The organism is Prauserella salsuginis, from assembly GCF_024648885.1.
Taxonomy (GTDB): Bacteria; Actinomycetota; Actinomycetes; order Mycobacteriales; family Pseudonocardiaceae; genus Prauserella; species Prauserella salsuginis.
This window is the reverse complement of sequence record NZ_JANBBF010000008.1, coordinates 390640-408564: the sequence shown is the minus strand read 5'-3', so window position 1 is coordinate 408564 and position 17925 is coordinate 390640. Positions and strand designations below refer to the sequence as shown.

Genomic DNA, 17925 nt, shown 5'->3' with positions numbered 1-17925 from the left:
AGAGTGACAAAAAGGGTCCGACTGGGTGATGAGAAGGTGGGTCTTGCCGTGTCCCGGTTAGCAGGGGAGTTGGGACGGCTTCTCCGCCGCCGTCGGCAGGCTCACCGAGATCGACGACGGTTGACGGCGTAGGCGAGCGCGCCCAGTGCGAGCACGCCGAGTCCACTGAGGACCGACGCGATCGGCAGATTCGCGGCGAGCAGCAGGCAGCCCGCGAACCCGGCGACGGGAACGATCCTGCGGCCGAGCGTGAACGCGCTCGCGTTGGCGATCGCGTAGTACACGAGCACGGCAAGCGACGAGAATCCGATGGCCTCGCGCAGGTCGACGGTCGCCGCCAGCGTGGCGACGACGACGCCGACGGCGACCTCCGCGCGGTGCGGCACACCGAACCGCGGATGCACCGCGGCGAGGCCGTGGGGCAGATGCCGGTCACGGGCCATCGCGAGCACCGTCCGCGACACGCCGAGCACGAGCGCCAGCAGTGCGCCCAGCGCGGCGAGCACGGCACCGACGCGCACGACGGGGACGAGGCCGGTCAGCCCGGTCGCGGCGACCGCCTCGGCCACCGGATCCTCGGCTCCCGCGATCCCGGCGGGGCCGAGGGTGGTCAGCAGCGCGAGCGCGACGAGGGCGTAGACGGCGAGTACGAGGCCGAGCGCCCACCCGACGGCACGGGGGATGGTGCGCTCCGGATCGCGGACCTCCTCGCCGAGTGTGGCCACCCGTGCGTACCCGGCGAACGCGAAGAACAGCAGCCCCGCCGCCTCCAGGGTGCCTCGTGGCCCGGCACCCGCGGTCGGGTCGAGCCCGCTCGCCTGCGGATCGCCCGCAGTGAGTGTCGCCACGACCGCGGTCGCCAGCGCCAGCAGGCTGACCGTCACCAGCACGGCGGCGGCGCGGGTGGACCGGTGCACGCCGCGGTAGTCGAGCGTCGTGATCGCCGCGACCACCGCCACGGCGAGCAGGCCGCGCCACGGCTGGCCGAGTCCGGGCGCAGCGTAGGCGACCACGGTGAGTGTCATCGCGGCGCAGCTGGCCGTTTTGCCGACGACGAAGCCCCACCCGGCCAGATATCCCCAGAACGGACCGAGGCGCTCCCGGCCGTAGACGTACGTCCCGCCCGATTCGGGGTACCGCGCGGCGAGTCGGGCCGAGGACGTGGCGTTGCAGTAGGCCACCACCGCGGCCAGGAGCAACGCGACGGGCAACGCCCCGCCCGCGGCGGCCGCCGCCGGGGCGAAGGCGGTGTAGACGCCCGCGCCGACCATGGCGCTCAGGCCCACGACGACCGCCTGCGGGGTCCCCAGTCTGCGTGCGAGCCGATCCACCGTCATCGCATGCAACCTACCGGGCTCCCGGTTACGTCCAGACGAACATGAGATGGAAACAGACGACCCTCGGCGTTCTCGCAGGCGTGCTCGTGCTGTCGGCGTGCGGCCAGCCGCCCGCCGAGCAGGACGCGGGCAGCGGCCCCTCGGAGTCGGCGTCGGAGCAGTTCAAGAAGCAGCCCGCCGAACACGAGGCGAAGGACGGTCCGCTGCCCGACTCCCAGCTCAACGCGGGCGGCCTGCCGGACGGCTTTCCCCGGGAAGCCGAGGCCGACGACACCTCGCTGACCATCACCGCGCAGGAAGGCGGCTGCGGCGAGGCCAGCGCCGAAGTGACCGACCAGAGCGCCGACACCGTGACCGTGCTGCTGGTCGAGACCGAGCCCGCGGGCAAGATGATGTGCACGATGGACATCCGCTATCCGCCGGTGACGGTCGAACTCGACCAGCCGTTGGGCGAGCGCACCCTTGTGCTCGAACACACGAAACGCAAGGAGTAGATCGATCTACTGACGAGTAGGTAGGCGCTACCGTGGGCGTATGACACGACAGGTCAGCGTCACCCGCACGATTCCCGCGAGTGCGCCGGAGATCTTCGCCCTGCTCACCGACCCGGAGAAACATCCGATTCTGGACGGTTCCGGCACCGTCCGGGGCGCCCGGGGCGGCAATCCGGAACGACTCGAACTCGGGGCCCGGTTCGCGATGGACATGAAGCTGGGCGCGAAGTACCGCATCACGAACAAGGTCGTCGAATTCGACCAGGACCGGCTCATCGCCTGGCGCCACTTCAACGGCCACCGGTGGCGGTGGGAACTGGCACCGAACGACGACGGCACCACCGACGTCACGGAGACGTTCGACTGGGCTCCGGCGCGGATCGCGGCGCTGATGGACCGCACTCCGATCCCCCGTAAGAACGAGGTCGCCATCCGCAAGACCCTCGAACGGCTCGCGCGTCACTTCGGCGAGCGGTGACCCTCCGGTGTCCTCCCGGCCGCATCGGGGCGCGGCCGGGAGGACACCGGAAGCCTGGTGGGCCGGTGGCCCGGTCAGCGGAACGAGATCTGCAACACCGGCTCGGAGGTCTCGGCGAAGAAGTCGTTTCCCTTGTCGTCGATCACGATGAACGCGGGGAAGTCCGCCACCTCGATCTTCCAGACCGCCTCCATGCCGAGCTCCGGGTACTCCAGCACCTCGACGCTGTGGATGCAGTCCTGGGCGAGCCGCGCGGCGGGGCCGCCGATCGAGCCGAGGTAGAAGCCGCCGTGCTGCCGGCACGACTCGGTGACCTGCTTCGAACGGTTGCCCTTCGCCAGCATGACCATCGAGCCGCCCGCGGCCTGGAACTGGCTGACGTACGAGTCCATGCGGCCTGCCGTGGTGGGCCCGAACGAGCCGGAGGCGTAGCCGTCCGGAGTCTTGGCCGGGCCCGCGTAGTACACCGGGTGGTCACGCAGGTACTGCGGCATCTCCTCGCCGGCCTCGAGTCGTTCGGCGATCTTGGAGTGCGCGATGTCGCGTGCCACGACCAGCGGGCCGGTGAGGCTCAGCCGGGTCTTGACCGGCAACTGCGAGAGCTGCTCGCGGATCTCGTCCATCGGCCGGTTCAGGTCCACCGGCACGACCTCGTCCGACAGGTCCTCGTCGGTGACCTCCGGCAGGAAGCGGGCCGGGTCGCGCTCCAACTGCTCGATGAACACGCCGTCGGCCGTGATCTTGGCCTTGGCCTGCCGGTCGGCCGAGCACGACACGGCGATGCCCACCGGGCAGGACGCGCCGTGCCGCGGCAGCCGGATGACGCGCACGTCGTGGCAGAAGTACTTGCCGCCGAACTGTGCGCCGATGCCGAACTGCCGCGTCATCTCCAGGACCTGCTGTTCGAGGTCGGTGTCGCGGAAGCCGTGGCCCAGCGGTGAGCCCTCGGTCGGCAGCGTGTCCAGGTCACGTGCCGAGGCCAGCTTGGCGACCTTGAGGTTGTACTCGGCCGACATGCCGCCCACGACGATCGCGAGGTGGTACGGCGGGCATGCCGCGGTGCCGAGTCCGCGCAGTTTCTCGTCGAGGAACTTGGCCAGCCGCTTCGGGTTCAGGACGGCCTTCGTCTCCTGGTAGAGGAACGTCTTGTTGGCGCTGCCGCCGCCCTTGGCCATGAACAGGAACTCGTACGACGGGTCGGCTCCGTCGGCGGGGTCGGTGCCGTCCTTGTGGTACAGCTCGATCTGGGCGGGCAGATTCGTGCCGGTGTTGCGTTCCTCCCAGAAGTTCACCGGCGCCATCTGCGAGTACCGCAGGTTGAGGTCGCGGTAGGCCTCGAAGATGCCGCGCGAGATCGCCTCCTCGTCGGTACCGCCGGTGAGCACGCCCTCGGTGCGCTTGCCGATCGTGATCGCGGTGCCGGTGTCCTGGCACATCGGCAGTACGCCGCCCGCGGAGATCGCCGCGTTGCGCAGCAGGTCCATGGCGACGAACCGGTCGTTGCCGCTGGCCTCCGGGTCGTCGACGATCGAGCGCAGCTGCTGCAGGTGCGAGGTGCGCAGCAGATGCTGGATGTCGGTGATCGCGGTCCGCGCGAGCGTGGTCAGCGCCTCCTGCGACACCTCGAGGAACCTGCGCCCGGCCGCCTCGACGACCTTGACGCCGTCGGCGGTGACGAGCCGGTACTCGGTCTCGGTGTCCTTACCCTTGGGGAGAACGTCGGTGTACTCGAACTGGGGAGTGGAAGAGGTCACGGTAGCTGCTCGCCTCGCACGCGGTCGGTAAAAGGGCGGTTACTCACGAAACGAGCCGACAGTACAACGCCCGCAGCCCCCCGGGGCGGCCACCGGGCGCGGCGGGCGATCCAGATCACGCCGGTGACGGGCCGCCGCGCAGCCGGTGTGCCTGCGGAGTCGCGCTACGACGGACGGGCCGACCGGCAGTAACGGGCACGGGCAGGGGAGTGGGGCCCGGCGCGGCGGTAGTGGCGGGGTCGCGGTGCACGGCGAGGGTGCACGGCGACGAGCGGCCCGGGCGGGGCCGGACATGGTGAAGGCCGGGCCCCACCCCGAGGGACCCGGCCTTCGACAGGCAGGCGGCATGCTCCGTGGAACGCGTGCCGCGTTGCCCTAACCCCACTAGGTAGACGTCCGGTCGGCCGAAAGGTTGCGCGATTCTCGGCACCGAATTGTTCGTACCAGCCGTGATCCGGGTTACAGGCGAGCAGCCGACGTTCCGGCGGGGTCCAGCGTTGCGACAGGACCAGCGCCCCGGAGGGCTCAGCTGGCGTAGGCGCGGAGCTTGTCGGCCCGCTCACCCTGCCGCAGCTTCGCCATGACTTCCCGTTCGATCTGCCGCACCCGCTCGCGGGAGAGGCCGAAGTGGCGGCCGATCTGGTCGAGCGTGCGCGGCTGGCCGTCGTCGAGGCCGTAGCGCATGCGGATCACGTTCTGCTCGCGGTCGTCGAGCGTGCCCAGGACCCGCCGCATGTCGTCGTGCAACAGGCCCGAGATGACGCTCGTCTCGGCGTCGGCGGCCTCGGCGTCCTCGACGAAGTCGCCCAGCGGGGCGTCCTCCTCGTTGCCGACCGGCATGTCCAGGCTCACCGGGTCGCGCGCGTGGTCCAGCAGCGTGGAGACCTTGTCCACCGAGATGCCCGACTCGGCCGCCAGTTCCTCGTTGGTGGCCTCCCGCCCGTGCTTCTGATGCAGGTCCCGCTTGATGCGGGCCAGCTTGTTGACCTGCTCGACAAGGTGGACCGGCAGGCGGATGGTCCGGCCCTGGTCGGCCATCCCGCGGGTGATCGCCTGGCGGATCCACCACGTGGCGTACGTGGAGAACTTGAAGCCCTTCGCGTAGTCGAACTTCTCGACGGCGCGGATCAGCCCGAGGTTACCCTCCTGGATGAGGTCGAGCAGCGGCATGCCGCGGCCGGTGTAGCGCTTGGCCAGCGACACGACCAGTCGCAGGTTCGCCTGCAGCAGGTGGTTCTTGGCGCGGCGGCCGTCCCGAGCGACCAGACGCAACTCCCACGCGCGCTCGTCGGCGAGGCCCTCAGCGGCGTCCAGCAGGTGCTGGGCGTACACGCCGGCCTCGATGCGCTTGGCCAGGTCGACCTCTTCGGCGGCACTGAGCAGCGCGGTCTTGCCGATGCCGTTCAGATACACGCGGACGAGGTCGGCCGCGGGGCCCTGGGCGTCGAGGTCTTCGAGCTGCAGCGCGGCGCGTGCCGCGGGCTCGACGGGCTCCGGTATCGACGCCACCGCGTTCGCCGCGCCCGTGGCGTCGGCGTCGGCGTCGGCGGCGGCCGGTTCGACCGCACCGACCGTGGGCATCGGGACGTCGGCCGCGGTGTCGCGGTCGCGGATGTCCCGGGCCTCGCGTTCGAGAGTCTGGACGGTCATTCTGCCTCCCCGGATGGCGGGCTCACGTGCGGTGCGATGCGGCGGGCGCCCGCCGCCTGTGTGTTGCCGCGCGGTGTTCCCCAGAAGAGTCGATCAATCCTGCGGAACCGTTACGCACCGGCCGGCTTCGTGGCCGGTTACCTCGAACAACGTCGATCCACGCGAAATCGTTCCCGGGGTTTTCCCGTGCTGTGCAACGCCTCACGTTCACGTTTCACCACACGCCGGACGGGGGCACGCGGCGGCAGGTGGTCAGACGTCGACGAGCACCGTGAACGGGCCGTCGTTCACGCTGTGGACCTGCATCATCGCCCCGAACCGGCCGGTTTCCACGTGGGCGCCGCGTTCGGCCAGTGCGGCGACGACGGCGTTCACCAACGGCTCCGCGTGCTCGGGCCGGGCCGCGGCCGTCCACGATGGACGGCGACCTTTTCGGGTGTCGCCGTGGAGGGTGAACTGGCTGACGACGAGAAGTGGTGCATCGGCCGTGGCGCACGACTCATCGTCGCGCAGTAGTCGCATTTCGTGCAGTTTCCGCGCCATTGTGTCGGCTTTGTCCGACGTGTCGTCCGTGTGAATTCCGAGTAGTACCAACAAACCCGGCTTGTCGAGTGCACCGACGACCTCGCCGCCGACGGTCACCGTCGCCTCGGTGACCCTCGTCACGACCGCCTTCACCGCGCGGCCTCCCGCGCCGGCAGCGGGCCCGACTCGGGGAATCCGCCGGCGGGTTCGAGCATGCCGTGGCGGACGAGCTCACGCACCAGCGACGTCGCGGTGCCGCGCAGCTGCGCGACGTCCTCGCCGTGGGCGGCGGCCAGCAGTTCCAACAGGTCCTCGAGTGGCAGCAGGCCACGGCAGCCGCCGAGCAGGGCCGCTGCGAGGTCGTCCACCTCGTGCTGCCAGCCGGGGCCGTCGACCCGGTGCAGCCGCCGTATCGACGTCTCCCAGCCCTCGTCCGACGGCGCGTCGATCCGTTCGAGCACGACGCTGTCCGGCACCCGGAACGGCGTCGCCAGCAGCGCTGCGTCGTCGCGGGGACGCAGCCACTCCACGCGGTCCAGCCACGCCGCCGCCTCGGCGCCCAGCGGGTCGTCGTAGGCCTGCCGCAGGTCCTCGCACACGATCGTCGGCTCGCCGGCCGTCTTGCGGAGCGTGACGAACCCGAACCCGATGCCGCGCACATCGTGGGCGGCGAACCAGTCGAGCCACGCCTCCGCCTTCGCCAGGCCCTCCGGCGACCTCGGATCGATACCCTCGTCGCGCAGCCACGTGCCGACGTACAGTGCCGGATCGGCCACGTCGCGTTGCACGAACCACGCGTCGGTGCCGTGCGGCAGCCAGCGGGTGACGCGGTCCGACCAGTCCTCGTCGCCGACGTGCAGCCAGGACGCGAGCAGCTGCCCCACACCGCCGTCGGTCAGCAGCGACGGCAGCTGCCGGACGACCAGTGCGCTCGCGTCGTCGCCGCCGAGGCCGGCGTCGCGGTAGGTGTAGTCGACGCGCGGCGGCCCCACGACGAACGGCGGGTTGCACACGATCTGGTCGAACCGGCGGCGCGCCACCGGTGTGAACCACTCGCCCTGCACGAGTTCGACGTCGAGCTGGTTGAGCAGGAACGTCGCGCGCGCCAGCGCCAGCGCGCGCGCCGATACGTCTGTGGCGGTGATGTGCTCGGCGTGCCTGCTGGCGTGCAGCGCTTGCACCCCGTTGCCGGTGCCGAGGTCGAGCAGCGATCCCACCGGCCTGCGGCTCGTCGCCCGCACCAGGCTCAGCGAGGCGTGCCCGACCCCGAGGACGTGTTCGCGGTCGACCGGACGGCCCAGCTGGTCGGAGTCCAGGTCGGCGACCACCCACCACGACCCCTCGTCGTCGCTGTGCGGACGGATGTCCAGGCCCGCGCGGAACCCGTCGCCGTCCGGCCGCAGGATCGCCGCGGCGACGGCGTCCTCGACGGTCAGCGGGGCGAACGCGGCGGCCACCGCGTCGGCGGGCTCGCTCCGGCCGAGCAGGAACAGCCGGACGAGGGTGCCGAGTTCGCCGGCCTCGGCGCTCGCGCGCAGTGCGGGCAGCGGCTCACCGCGACCGAGCGCGGCGTGCGCGGCCGAGCCGAGGGCTTCGGTGACGCCGTCGACGTCGTACCGGCAGCGGAGCAGCGCCTCGCGCAGGCGCGCGCACACGGCGGGGGTGAGTGCGGGAACGGTCTCGGAGGATTCGGCACTGTTCACGGTGTGTCATCGTCGCACGGCTCACGCCCGCCCGGCGGTGTGTGGTCGGCCGCACGGGCGCGGATCACCTCTCCGGCGCCGGTGCCCGCGCGCCTCGCCCCGCCTGTCGCTCGTCGGGTCGCGGTGGGAGCATGGACCCGTGGAGGTGAGGCCGGTGGAGGAACGCGACAGGCCCGGCGACCCGGTCCTGATCACCGAGGCGGCGCCCTCCTACGACGACGAGCTCGCTGCCCGCAAACGCAAGTACGTCCTCACGATGGGGATGCGCTTCCCGTGCCTGGTGCTGGCCGGCGTCTTCTACCAGACGTGGTGGCTCGCACTGGCGCTGCTCGTGCTGTCGATCCCGCTGCCGTGGATCGCCGTCCTCATCGCCAACGACCGGCCGCCCCGCAAGAGCGAAGAGGTGAATCGCTACCACCGGCAGCACCGTGCACTCGAGGCAACTCCGCACCAGGTGATCGACGTCGCCGGAGCGGCGGGAGCTGCTGGCCCCGGAACTGCTGCCCCCGGAGCTGCTGGACCGGGTACGTCCGGGCCGGACGCGTCCGCCGCGTCGTGGTCACGTTCGGCAGGCGGCAGCGCGCCCGGCGAGTAGCGGTCGCCGCGGTACACGCCGGGGTTGCCGCTGTGCGACGGGCGGCGAGCCGCATTGCGTCCCGGGCCTGTCCGGGCCCGGTCAACATCCGTCGCCGCCGGACGTGCCGCTCAGACCGGCAGTGAGCCCGGTGCGGGCTGGGCGCCCACCTGGCTGACGACCTGTGCACCCAGCTGCACGCCTGCCGTCAGACAGTCCCGCACCGGTTCGCCGCGCAGACGTGCGGTGAGCAGGCCCGCGTTGAACGCGTCCCCGGCTCCCGTGCTGTCGACGCACGGCGCAGGCTGCGCGGGTACGGTCCGCATGCCGTCAGCGTCGACCCAGGCGGCCCCGTCGAGACCGGTGGTGACGGCGACGGCTCCCACGTGCCCGAGCAGTTCGCCTGCCGCGGCCGGATCGCCGGACCCGGTGAGCGCGGCCAGTTCGGCCGCGTTGGGCAGCAACAGGTCGACGCCGCGGACATCGGCGAGGAACCGGTCGGGATCGGTGATGAGCGCGGCCGCCTGCGGGTCCACCGACGTCGGCACCCCGGCGGCCCGTGCGGCCTCGAGAGCCGCGAGGCCCGCGGGCCGCGACGACGGGTCCAGCAGCACGTAACCCGACAGGTGCAGGTGGTCGGCGCCTGCGAGTGCCCTGGGGCCCACCGTGTCGACGTCGGCGGGACTGAAGTGCTTGTTGGCGCCCCGGTCGGGCAGCATCGTGCGCTGGCCGTCGGGGTCGACGAGCACCACGACGCAGCACGTCGCGGCGTCGGCGTCGACGGCGAAGGCGCACGTGACGCCCGCCGCCTCGAGCTCCGTGCGCAGCAGCCGGCCACCGGGATCCTCCCCGACGCGGGCCAGCAGCACCGGATCCGCGCCCGCGGCCCGCAGCCACAGGGCCGTGTTGGCGCCGGCCCCACCGCCGGTCAGCCCCACCTGGGCGCGAGTGTCGCCGCCGTGGACCAGCGGGCCCTCGTGCCGGGCCACCACGTCCAGGCCGGCGTCGCCGACGACGACGATCCTCATCGGGCGAGCTCCACGGCCACGCGGGAGGCGAGCTCGGCGTTGGCGACGACCAGCTCCTCGTTGGCGTCGAGACTCACGCCGCCGGACGCGGTGTGGAAATGCTCCAGGAGGACCGGCGTGACGTCGGCGCCGCTCACCGCCGCCTCACCGACCTTTGCCAGGCCCTCGGCGAGCAGGCGGTCGTGCAGCTCGAGGTCCATCTCCGCCTCGGCGGGAATCGGGTTGGCCAGCAGCATGCCCGCCGACGAGAACGCCCGGTGGGCGGTCATCGCCCCGGCGACCTGTCCGGGGCTGTCGACCCGATGCGGCACCGGCAGCCCCGACGAACGCAGGTAGAACGCGGGGAACTCGTCGACGCCGTAGCCGAGCACCGGTACCGAACCGGTCTCCAGGACCTCCAACGTGGCGGGGATGTCGAGGATCGACTTCATTCCGGAGCACACGACCAGGATCGGCGTGCGGCCGAGCACGCCCAGGTCGGCGGAGACGTCCCAGGTCGTCGTCGCGCCCGGCGGGGGCAGGTGGACGCCGCCGAGGCCGCCGGTGGCGAACACACCGATGCCCGCGGCGTGGGCCAGGACCGACGTGCTGGCCACGGTCGTCGCACCGGAACGGCCCGCGGCCAGGGTGGGGCCGAGGTCGCGGGCGGAGAGCTTGTCGAGTTCCTCGTCCGCCGAGCAGACACGTTCGAGCTGGGCCGCCGTCAGTCCCACCTGCGGGGTGCCGTCCAGCACCGCTATCGTGGCCGGCACGGCGCCCGCGCGGCGGACCGTGTCCTCGAGCCGGGCCGCGACCTCCAGGTTCCGGCCGGCCGGCAGACCGTGCGAGAGGATCGTGCTCTCGAGCGCGACGACGGCGGCGCCGGCATCGCGCGCCTCGGCGACCTCGGTCGACAGCGTCACCGGAGCGTCGGCGGCGGGATTCGCGGCGTGGCGGGGAGCGGCGGGGCGGGGAGTGGCGGGGCGGGGCGTACTGGTCACAGCGGGCAATCCTGGCCCATAGGCATCCACTCGTGTGGCCGTGGGTGGCAAACTGGTGCACATGAGCACTGCAACGTTGCCTGATGTCGACACCCGCCCCGAGGGCACCGAGAGCACCGACGACGACGCCCCCGAGGTGTTCCACTACGTGCAGAAGAACAAGATCGCCGAGAGTGCGGTCACGGGTACGCACGTGGTGGCGCTCTGCGGCGAGGTCTTCCCTGTCACGAAGTCGGCCAAGCCGGGTTCGCCGGTGTGCCCCGACTGCAAGAAGATCTTCGAGGGCCTGCCGCCCGGCGGCGACGAGTGACACGTCCGGCCGTGCGGCCGCGCCGGAGTCGGGCCGGGCGGCCGTTCCCGGCCTGACCGGGCTGCCGCCACGTCAGGCGTCGGCCGCCCGGTCGTCTTGTGGGGCCGTGTCACGGACGGCGTCACCCTGAGCTGGGCCGCCCTGAGCTGGGCCGCTACGGCCCGGATCGTTGTGGCCCGGATCGTTGTGTGCTGCGTCGTTCGGTGGCACGGCGTCGTGTGCTGTCCCCCTGTGTGCCGGGCCCTCGTGTGCCGTGTGCTCCTGTGTGGTGCCTTCCCGCGGTGTGCTGCGGGGATCCCGGGACGGTCCCGGCTGCCGGGACGGCTTCCTGCGGAGCGGCAGCGTGGTTCGGCTGGCCAGCGGCCGGTTCTCGTCGGCCTTGATGTGTTCCGCGGCGCGTTCCCGTTCGAGCCGTTGCCAGGCTCGCCGCTGCCTGCGGGTCGGCTTGGCGGGCCATAGCTCCTGGATGGCGCTGTTGAAGTAGGCACCCGCGACGATGGCCAGGCCGATGAAGAACGCGAACAGCAGGAAGGCGATCGGCGTGGCGAGCGCACCGTAGGTGTAGCCGGTCGTCGTGATCCAGCCGATGTAGAGCCGCAGCCCGACACTGGAGAGCAGGAAGATCACCATCGCGAGCACGGCGCCGGGAAGGCCGCGGTGCCACGGGAGTTTGCGGGGCAGCGAGAGCTTGTACAGCGTCGCCAGGGCCAGCACGAGCGCCACGCCGGCCGTCGGGTAGTACAGCGTGCCGACCCACGTCGACACGGTCGGTCGCCATTCCGGGGGGAAGAAGTCGGGCAACAGGTCCGGCCCGATGGCGATGATCGGCAGGCCGACGATGAGCAGTGCCAGACTCGCCATGTACAGCAGCAGCGCGAAGATCCGCTGCCAGACCTCGTTGCGCACCCCGTACTGGTCGTGAGCGACCGTGATCGCGTCGACGAACGAGGACATGGCCGACGACCCGGCCCACAGTGAGATCAGGAAACCGACGGAGACGATCTCACCCTTGCCGGTGGTCAGGATGTCGTTGACCGTGGGTTCGATGATCCGCTGGACCACGCTGTCGCTGAAGATCGTGTCGGCGAACCCGATGATGTTGTCGTGGACCCGGGTCACGACCTGCTGCCCGAACCAGTCGCCGATGTAGCCGATGCTGCCGAGCAGGCCCAGCAGCAGCGGCGGGAGGGACAGGGTCTGCCAGAAGGCGGCCTCGGCGGCCTCGGAGAAGATGTTGCCTTCCCACGCCTTGTTCAACGTGCGCCCGAGCAGGCGAAACGGGCCTTTGCGACGTCGCGGCGCCTTCTGGCCGCCCGACGGTGAGCGCTCCGGGCCGTGTTCCGGTGTGTCCGCGGGGCGCTCGTCGGTGCCGGCGTCGCCGCCCGGCGGTGCGGACGCCTCGTCGCCGGTGGGCCTGCCGATGTTCTGGTCGTTCATGACGGGTCCCAGCATGGTCCATCGGGTCGGAATCGGCGCGCTCGCCCGTGCGATCGGCCCCGGCGTGTCGCGGGAAACTGCCTCGCCGGGCGATGTCGCGGGCCCGGCCGTGAGCCGATCCTGTCGGACGGTCCGGGTACTCTTTCCGACGCGCCCTCACCACGACGGCCGCCAGCGGAGCCGGTCGGCGCGGGAGGGTTTTGCTGTGCGAGCCGCCCGGTGGGCGGGTGTGCGCGAACGGGTCACCGGCGGACGGCCGGTGACCGTTGTCGGTTCTGGTGGGAAAGGGGAGTGCATCGGCTGTGTCGGCGACGTCGGACCAGAGGTCGGCTCAGGCGCGCCACGAGGAGCGCGCCGTGTCCGCACCGGAGCCCGACAGCGACGCGACGGCCCGGCCGCTGCGCGCATGGCAGCGCCGGGCGCTGACGAAGTACCTCACGCAGCGGCCGAAGGATTTCCTCGCCGTGGCGACGCCCGGTGCCGGTAAGACCGTGTTCGGTCTGCGGGTGGCGGCCGAGCTGCTGTCCGACCGGACGATCGAGGCGATCACGATCGTCACGCCGACCGAGCACCTCAAACACCAGTGGGCCGCATCCGCCGCGGCCGCGGGCATCGCGATCGATTCGAACTTCCGCAACACCACCGGCGTCACCTCGTCCGACTACCAGGGTGTCGCGGTCACGTATGCGCAGATCGCCGCGCATCCGAACCTGCACCGCGTCCGCACCGAGAACCGCAAGACACTGGTGATCCTCGACGAGATCCACCACGCGGGCGATGCCAAGTCGTGGGGTGAGGCCGTCGAGGAGGCCTGCACCCCTGCGGTCCGCAGGCTGGCCCTGACCGGTACGCCGTTCCGCAGCGACGACTCGCCCATCCCGTTCGTCACCTACGAACCGGACGCCGACGGTGCGCTGCGCAGTAAGGCCGACAGCAGCTACAACTACTCCGACGCCCTCGCCGACGGTGTCGTGCGGCCCGTCGTGTTCCTGGCCTACTCCGGGGAGGCGTCGTGGCGCACCAGCGCGGGCGACGAGTTCACCGCCCGCCTGGGGGAGCCGTTGACGGCCGAACAGACCGCGCGGGCCTGGCGCACTGCCCTCGATCCGGGCGGGGAGTGGGTGCCGTCGGTGCTGCAGGCCGCCGACACGCGGCTCTCGCAGCTGCGGGCGAACGGGATACCGGACGCCGGTGGGCTGGTGATCGCCAGCGACCAGGACTCCGCGCGTGCCTACGCGAAGATCCTGCAGCGCATCGCGGGGGAGCCGCCCGTGGTCGTGCTGTCCGACGATCCGAAGGCCACCCAGCGCATCGGTGAGTTCGCCGAGTCGACGGAGCGGTGGCTGGTGGCCGTGCGGATGGTGTCCGAGGGTGTCGACGTGCCGCGGCTGGCGGTCGGTGTCTACGCCACGAGCGCCTCGACGCCGCTGTTCTTCGCCCAGGCCATCGGCCGTTTCGTGCGTGCGCGCAAGCCGGGGGAGACGGCGAGCATCTTCCTGCCGAGCGTGCCGGTGCTGCTGGAGCTGGCCAGCCAGCTGGAGGCCGAACGCGACCACGTGCTGGGCAAACCCCACCGGGAAAAGGACGGTTGGGACGACGAGCTGCTGCTGGCGGCCAACCGCACCGAGGACGAGCCCGGTGAGGAGGAGAAGGCGTTCACCTCGCTCGGCGCGTCGGCCGAGCTCGACCAGGTGATCTACGACGGCGACTCGTTCGGCACCGCCGTGTTCTCCGGCAGCGAGGAGGAGCAGGAGTACCTCGGTCTGCCGGGGCTGCTCGAACCCGATCAGGTGCGGGCACTGCTGCGCAAGCGGCAGGAGGAGCAGCTCGCCGACGAACAGCGACGGAAGCCGAAGCAGCCCGAACCGGCCGCTCCCGAGCCCGCGGCGCGGCCGCAGGCGGTCGGGGAGCGGATCCATGCGCTGCGCAAGGAGCTGAACGCGCTCGTCGGCGTCTACCACCACCGGACGAAGAAGCCGCACGGCGCGATCCACAACGAGTTGCGGCGGATCTGCGGCGGCCCGCCGACGGCGATGGCGACCGTCGAACAGCTCGAGGAGCGGATCGCGACACTGCGCTCCTGGTGACCGCGGGCTCGCGGTGCGCGTGCCCGCCGAGACCCTGTGCGCGGTGACCGTGCCCACGCGGAGATGCGGCCCTGCGTGCGATGGGCGCCGTGCCCGTGGTGACGGCAACGCGCAGGCACGGAACCGAGGAGACACCGAACCGAGCGGGCACGGAACCGAGGAGACACCGAACCGAGCGGGCGCAGAACCGAGTAGGGGCGGAACCGAGTAGGGGCGGAACCGAGTAGGGGCGGAACCCGAATCGGGTTCCGCCCCTACTGCGTGTCGGCTGTTGTTGTCATGTCGGTGCGGGCCTCACAGCGGCGCTCTCAGTGCCGCTCCGCTCCTCGCCCCGGTCCCGACTCCGGACAAGCCGTGTTGACGGCTGGTGATGGCTACTCAGCGCTGAATGTCGGCGTCCTGTTCCTTCAGCTTGGCCTCGTACTCACGGCCGTGGTGTCCGCAGAAGAGCAGTTCGCCGCCGCTGGGGAGTACCGCTCGCAACTGGGCTGCGGCTCCGCACCGGTCGCAACGGTCCGCGCGGGTCAGTTCGGGGCGGGTGAGCGTCGGTGAAGTCATGGGAGTCTCCCTCCGTCCCGGCATCGGCGCGCCGATGCCATCAATTCAGCCGCGAGAACGAAGTCGGCTCTGGTTGCCGCTTTCGTTGTTCGCTGCCGTCCACTCTTACAGACGTTTTGGCGCCCGCAAGTGTTCCCGCGCCGGTGGGAGGTGTGTCACGTCGCGGCCGTCCTTGCGTCGGCGGCCGTTTCGTGCGTGGTCACCGCGGTGCGGCGCGCAGGGCCCTCAGCTGGGTATTTTCGGTGGTCGGGCACCATCGTCGTGTGGATATCTCGGCTGCGAAACGGCGAATCGACACGGTTCCCGCACCGGCCCTGTTCGTTCTCAGCGGAATTTCGATCTACGTGGGCGCGGCCGTTGCCGTGTGGCTTTTCGAGGCCTCGACCCCGGCGGGCGTGGCGTGGCTGCGCTGCCTCGGTGCCGCTGTGATTCTTCTCGCATGGCGCAGGCCGGGCCGGGCGGCGTGGCGAGGCAGGCCGTTGCTGTTGGCGGGCACGTTCGGCGTGGTCACGGCCCTGATGAACGTCGTCTACTACGAGGCGATCGCCCGGTTGCCCCTCGGCACGGCCACGGCCATCGAGTTCGTCGGGCCGGTGCTGGTCGCCGCGCTCGGCTCGCGCACGAAGCGGGACTTCGCCGCGCTGGCACTCGTGGTGGCGGGCGTGTTGGCCATCGCCGACGTGCAGTGGAGCGGCAGTCCGGCGGGCGTCGCGTTCGCACTGGCCGCCGCGGCGGCGTGGGCCGGGTACATCGTGCTCGGCAAGAAGGTCGCGCTCGGCGGCAACGGGATCGACAGCCTCGCGGTGGGCTTCGCAGTCGCGACGGTGGTGCTCAGCCCGCTGGCGCTCGGTACGGGCGGCGTGTGGGCCGAGCCGGACCTGCTCCTGCTCGGCATCGGCGTCGGCCTGCTGTCGACCGTTGTGCCGTACGGCCTGGATCAGGTGGTCCTGCGGCGGGTCGGGCAGGCGCGGTTCGCCGTCCTGCTGGCCCTGCTGCCGGTGACCGCGACGCTGGTCGGACTGGTGGTGCTGCGGCAGGTGCCGGCGCTCACGGAGGCCCTCGGCATCCTCGCCGTCGTGTGCGGTGTGCTGTTGCGCTCGCGGGGTTCGGACGAGTCGGTGCGCGAACCGCCCTGATCTCGCCCACCCGTCCCGACCCCGTCGTGCCGGCGGGGGCATGGTCGGCACGGCAGGTGGGGCGCTTGCGCACCACCGTCGGGCACGACCCCGCCGTTTCCGGCCCTGGTCGATCCATCGGGAGGTGTTTCCGGACACAATGGACGGTTCCCGTGATTCTCGCCTGAGATCGGCAAAGCTGCACCGCTGGTGTGTCCACACCGGACGCGCCAGCCTGGGAGGCCGACGACTCGGGAGATCGCGGCGACTGCCGGATGCCCGGGCGGTCACGGCGACGGTTGCCCGACACGACAACGGCCGCCGGCCCGCGGTGTGCGGGCCGGCGGCCGGGTGCCGGGCTGTGACAGCCGCGCCGGTCGTCAGTCCAGGTAGTCGCGCAGGACCTGGGACCGCGACGGGTGACGCAGCTTGGACATCGTTTTCGACTCGATCTGACGGATCCGCTCGCGCGTGACCCCGTAGACCTGACCGATCTCGTCTAAAGTCCTCGGCTGACCGTCGGTGAGGCCGAAGCGCAGCCGGACCACGCCGGCCTCGCGCTCGGACAGCGTCTGCAGCACCGACTGGAGCTGGTCCTGCAGCAGCGTGAACGACACGGCGTCGACCGCGACAACCGCCTCGGAGTCCTCGATGAAGTCGCCGAGCTGCGAATCGCCCTCGTCGCCGATGGTCTGGTCGAGCGAGATCGGCTCGCGGGCGTACTGCTGGATCTCCAGGACCTTCTCCGGGGAGATGTCCATCTCCTTGGCGAGCTCCTCCGGAGTGGGCTCGCGGCCGAGGTCCTGCAGCAGCTCACGCTGGATGCGGCCGAGCTTGTTGATGACCTCGACCATGTGCACCGGGATACGGATGGTGCGAGCCTGGTCGGCCATCGCGCGCGTGATCGCCTGGCGGATCCACCACGTGGCGTACGTGGAGAACTTGAAGCCCTTGGTGTAGTCGAACTTCTCGACCGCACGGATCAGGCCCAGGTTGCCCTCCTGGATCAGGTCCAGGAACGCCATGCCACGGCCGGTGTAGCGCTTGGCCAGCGACACGACCAGTCGCAGGTTCGCCTCGAGCAGGTGGCTCTTGGCGCGCTCGCCGTCGCGGATGATCCACTTGAGGTCGCGGCGCATCTGAGTGGTGAGCTTCTCGCCCTTTTCCTCGATGACGCGCATGCGCTCGGAGGCGTACAGGCCGGCCTCGATGCGCTTGGCGAGCTCGACCTCTTCCTCCGCGTTCAGGAGGGCGACCTTGCCGATCTGCTTCAGGTAGGCGCGGACCGAGTCGGCCGACGCGGTGAGTTCGGCGTCCTTGCGGGCCTGCCGCAGGGCCTCCGACTCCTCCTCGTCCCAGACGAAGTCGCCGTCCGGCGTCTGCTGCTTCTTCTTGCCGCTCGGAGCCTCCTCGGATTCGGCCTCCTCGGCGTCCTCCTCGGTCACCGTGGCGTCGACGACATCCACCTCGACCGCGTCGACGTCGAGGTCGGACAGGTCGACGTCCTCGACATCGGCGCCGTCGAGGTCGGGTTCCTCGCCCTCGGCCTTCGGCTTCGCCTTGGCGGAAGCCGTCGACTTGGCCGACTTGGTGGACTTGGCGGAAGACTTCTTCGCGGCCGTCTTGCGCGCAGGCTTGGTCGCTGTCGCTTCCGGCGCCTCGGCACCGTCGGCGGCCGCCGTCTCCTCGGCTGTCGCTTGCTCGGCGGCGCTCGTTGTCTTCGGCCCGCTTCGGGTTGCGGTCTTTGCGGCTGCCACGTACGCCCTTTCGCAGCGGTCGATCATGACGAACCGGTACGCATGCGTCCCGGCTGCCTTGGATTCGGGGGACATGCCCTCGGCCTGCGGTTTCGCATCCCGCAGTCGAGGGCCGTGTTCCATTGTAACGACGTCGCC

At 71.1% G+C, this 17925-nt stretch carries 15 protein-coding genes and 1 pseudogene; 6 read left to right on the top strand and 10 right to left on the bottom strand.

Features of this window, described 5'->3' with window-relative positions; translation table 11 throughout:
- Positions 1-101 precede the first annotated feature (101 nt).
- The gene (locus LY40_RS03360; protein WP_183786071.1) at positions 102-1337 is read right to left on the bottom strand and encodes an APC family permease; all 1236 of its coding nucleotides are present in this window, start codon (positions 1335-1337) and stop codon (positions 102-104) included.
- A 41-nt stretch (positions 1338-1378) separates the two neighbouring features.
- Between LY40_RS03360 and LY40_RS03355 the strand changes: the two genes are divergently transcribed.
- Together LY40_RS03355 and LY40_RS03350 are read left to right on the top strand one after the other, a co-directional pair.
- Entirely contained in the window at positions 1379-1831 is a 453-nt protein-coding gene (locus LY40_RS03355) for a hypothetical protein (RefSeq protein ID WP_183786069.1), read from the top strand.
- A gap of 40 nt (positions 1832-1871) precedes the next feature.
- Positions 1872-2309: an SRPBCC family protein gene (locus LY40_RS03350; protein ID WP_258935895.1), complete on the top strand. Its 438-nt coding sequence runs from the start codon at positions 1872-1874 to the stop codon at positions 2307-2309.
- Between the two features lie 74 nt (positions 2310-2383).
- Here LY40_RS03350 and LY40_RS03345 read toward each other — a convergent pair whose 3' ends face one another.
- From LY40_RS03345 to LY40_RS03330, 4 genes are all read right to left on the bottom strand, one after another.
- On the bottom strand, positions 2384-4063 hold the full coding sequence (locus LY40_RS03345; RefSeq protein ID WP_258935894.1) for a fumarate hydratase: 1680 nt from the start codon (positions 4061-4063) through the stop codon (positions 2384-2386).
- A 525-nt stretch (positions 4064-4588) separates the two neighbouring features.
- Complete coding sequence (locus LY40_RS03340; RefSeq protein ID WP_258935893.1) at positions 4589-5713, bottom strand: sigma-70 family RNA polymerase sigma factor; 1125 nt, start codon at positions 5711-5713, stop codon at positions 4589-4591.
- A 252-nt stretch (positions 5714-5965) separates the two neighbouring features.
- Entirely contained in the window at positions 5966-6391 is a 426-nt protein-coding gene (gene dtd / locus LY40_RS03335) for a D-aminoacyl-tRNA deacylase (protein ID WP_183786063.1), read from the bottom strand.
- Positions 6388-7941: a DUF7782 domain-containing protein gene (locus tag LY40_RS03330; RefSeq protein ID WP_183786061.1), complete on the bottom strand. Its 1554-nt coding sequence runs from the start codon at positions 7939-7941 to the stop codon at positions 6388-6390. The genes dtd and LY40_RS03330 overlap by 4 nt, the downstream gene beginning before the upstream one ends.
- A 123-nt stretch (positions 7942-8064) precedes the next feature.
- On the opposite strand from LY40_RS03330, the pseudogene LY40_RS03325 reads away from it, so the two are divergent.
- Positions 8065-8404, top strand: a pseudogene (locus LY40_RS03325) (DUF3099 domain-containing protein); the annotation flags it as partial.
- Positions 8405-8646: 242 nt separating this feature from the next.
- Here the strand turns inward: LY40_RS03325 and LY40_RS03320 are convergent.
- Entirely contained in the window at positions 8647-9543 is an 897-nt protein-coding gene (locus tag LY40_RS03320) for a carbohydrate kinase family protein (RefSeq protein WP_258935892.1), read from the bottom strand.
- Complete coding sequence (locus LY40_RS03315; protein ID WP_372497672.1) at positions 9540-10523, bottom strand: pseudouridine-5'-phosphate glycosidase; 984 nt, start codon at positions 10521-10523, stop codon at positions 9540-9542. Before LY40_RS03315 ends, LY40_RS03320 begins: the two co-directional genes overlap by 4 nt.
- A 61-nt stretch (positions 10524-10584) precedes the next feature.
- Between LY40_RS03315 and LY40_RS03310 the strand changes: the two genes are divergently transcribed.
- Entirely contained in the window at positions 10585-10833 is a 249-nt protein-coding gene (locus LY40_RS03310; protein ID WP_183786055.1) for a DUF3039 domain-containing protein, read from the top strand.
- A 72-nt stretch (positions 10834-10905) separates the two neighbouring features.
- Here LY40_RS03310 and LY40_RS03305 read toward each other — a convergent pair whose 3' ends face one another.
- Positions 10906-12270, bottom strand: a complete 1365-nt coding sequence (locus LY40_RS03305) for a YihY/virulence factor BrkB family protein (RefSeq protein WP_258935891.1) — start codon at positions 12268-12270, stop codon at positions 10906-10908.
- Positions 12271-12626: 356 nt separating this feature from the next.
- Here LY40_RS03305 and LY40_RS03300 point away from each other — a divergent pair, with 356 nt between their 5' ends.
- Complete coding sequence (locus LY40_RS03300; RefSeq protein ID WP_183786053.1) at positions 12627-14357, top strand: DEAD/DEAH box helicase; 1731 nt, start codon at positions 12627-12629, stop codon at positions 14355-14357.
- Between the two features lie 378 nt (positions 14358-14735).
- On the opposite strand, the gene LY40_RS03295 is transcribed toward LY40_RS03300, so the two are convergent.
- Positions 14736-14915, bottom strand: coding sequence for a DUF7455 domain-containing protein (locus LY40_RS03295; RefSeq protein ID WP_183652685.1), 180 nt, complete (start codon positions 14913-14915; stop codon positions 14736-14738).
- 263 nt (positions 14916-15178) lie between these two features.
- Here LY40_RS03295 and LY40_RS03290 point away from each other — a divergent pair, with 263 nt between their 5' ends.
- Positions 15179-16051, top strand: a complete 873-nt coding sequence (locus LY40_RS03290; RefSeq protein WP_258935890.1) for an EamA family transporter — start codon at positions 15179-15181, stop codon at positions 16049-16051.
- A gap of 359 nt (positions 16052-16410) precedes the next feature.
- On the opposite strand, the gene LY40_RS03285 is transcribed toward LY40_RS03290, so the two are convergent.
- The gene (locus LY40_RS03285; protein WP_183786403.1) at positions 16411-17814 is read right to left on the bottom strand and encodes an RNA polymerase sigma factor; all 1404 of its coding nucleotides are present in this window, start codon (positions 17812-17814) and stop codon (positions 16411-16413) included.
- Positions 17815-17925 lie beyond the last annotated feature (111 nt).

Coding starts and splice junctions, on each gene's coding strand:
- LY40_RS03295 (WP_183652685.1), bottom strand. CDS start 14,915: ATGACTTCACCGACGCTCACCCGCCCCGAACTGACCCGCGCGGACCGT.
- LY40_RS03305 (WP_258935891.1), bottom strand. CDS start 12,270: ATGAACGACCAGAACATCGGCAGGCCCACCGGCGACGAGGCGTCCGCA.
- LY40_RS03355 (WP_183786069.1), top strand. CDS start 1,379: ATGAGATGGAAACAGACGACCCTCGGCGTTCTCGCAGGCGTGCTCGTG.
- LY40_RS03310 (WP_183786055.1), top strand. CDS start 10,585: ATGAGCACTGCAACGTTGCCTGATGTCGACACCCGCCCCGAGGGCACC.
- LY40_RS03320 (WP_258935892.1), bottom strand. CDS start 9,543: ATGAGGATCGTCGTCGTCGGCGACGCCGGCCTGGACGTGGTGGCCCGG.
- LY40_RS03340 (WP_258935893.1), bottom strand. CDS start 5,713: ATGACCGTCCAGACTCTCGAACGCGAGGCCCGGGACATCCGCGACCGC.
- LY40_RS03350 (WP_258935895.1), top strand. CDS start 1,872: ATGACACGACAGGTCAGCGTCACCCGCACGATTCCCGCGAGTGCGCCG.
- LY40_RS03360 (WP_183786071.1), bottom strand. CDS start 1,337: ATGACGGTGGATCGGCTCGCACGCAGACTGGGGACCCCGCAGGCGGTC.
- LY40_RS03285 (WP_183786403.1), bottom strand. CDS start 17,814: ATGATCGACCGCTGCGAAAGGGCGTACGTGGCAGCCGCAAAGACCGCA.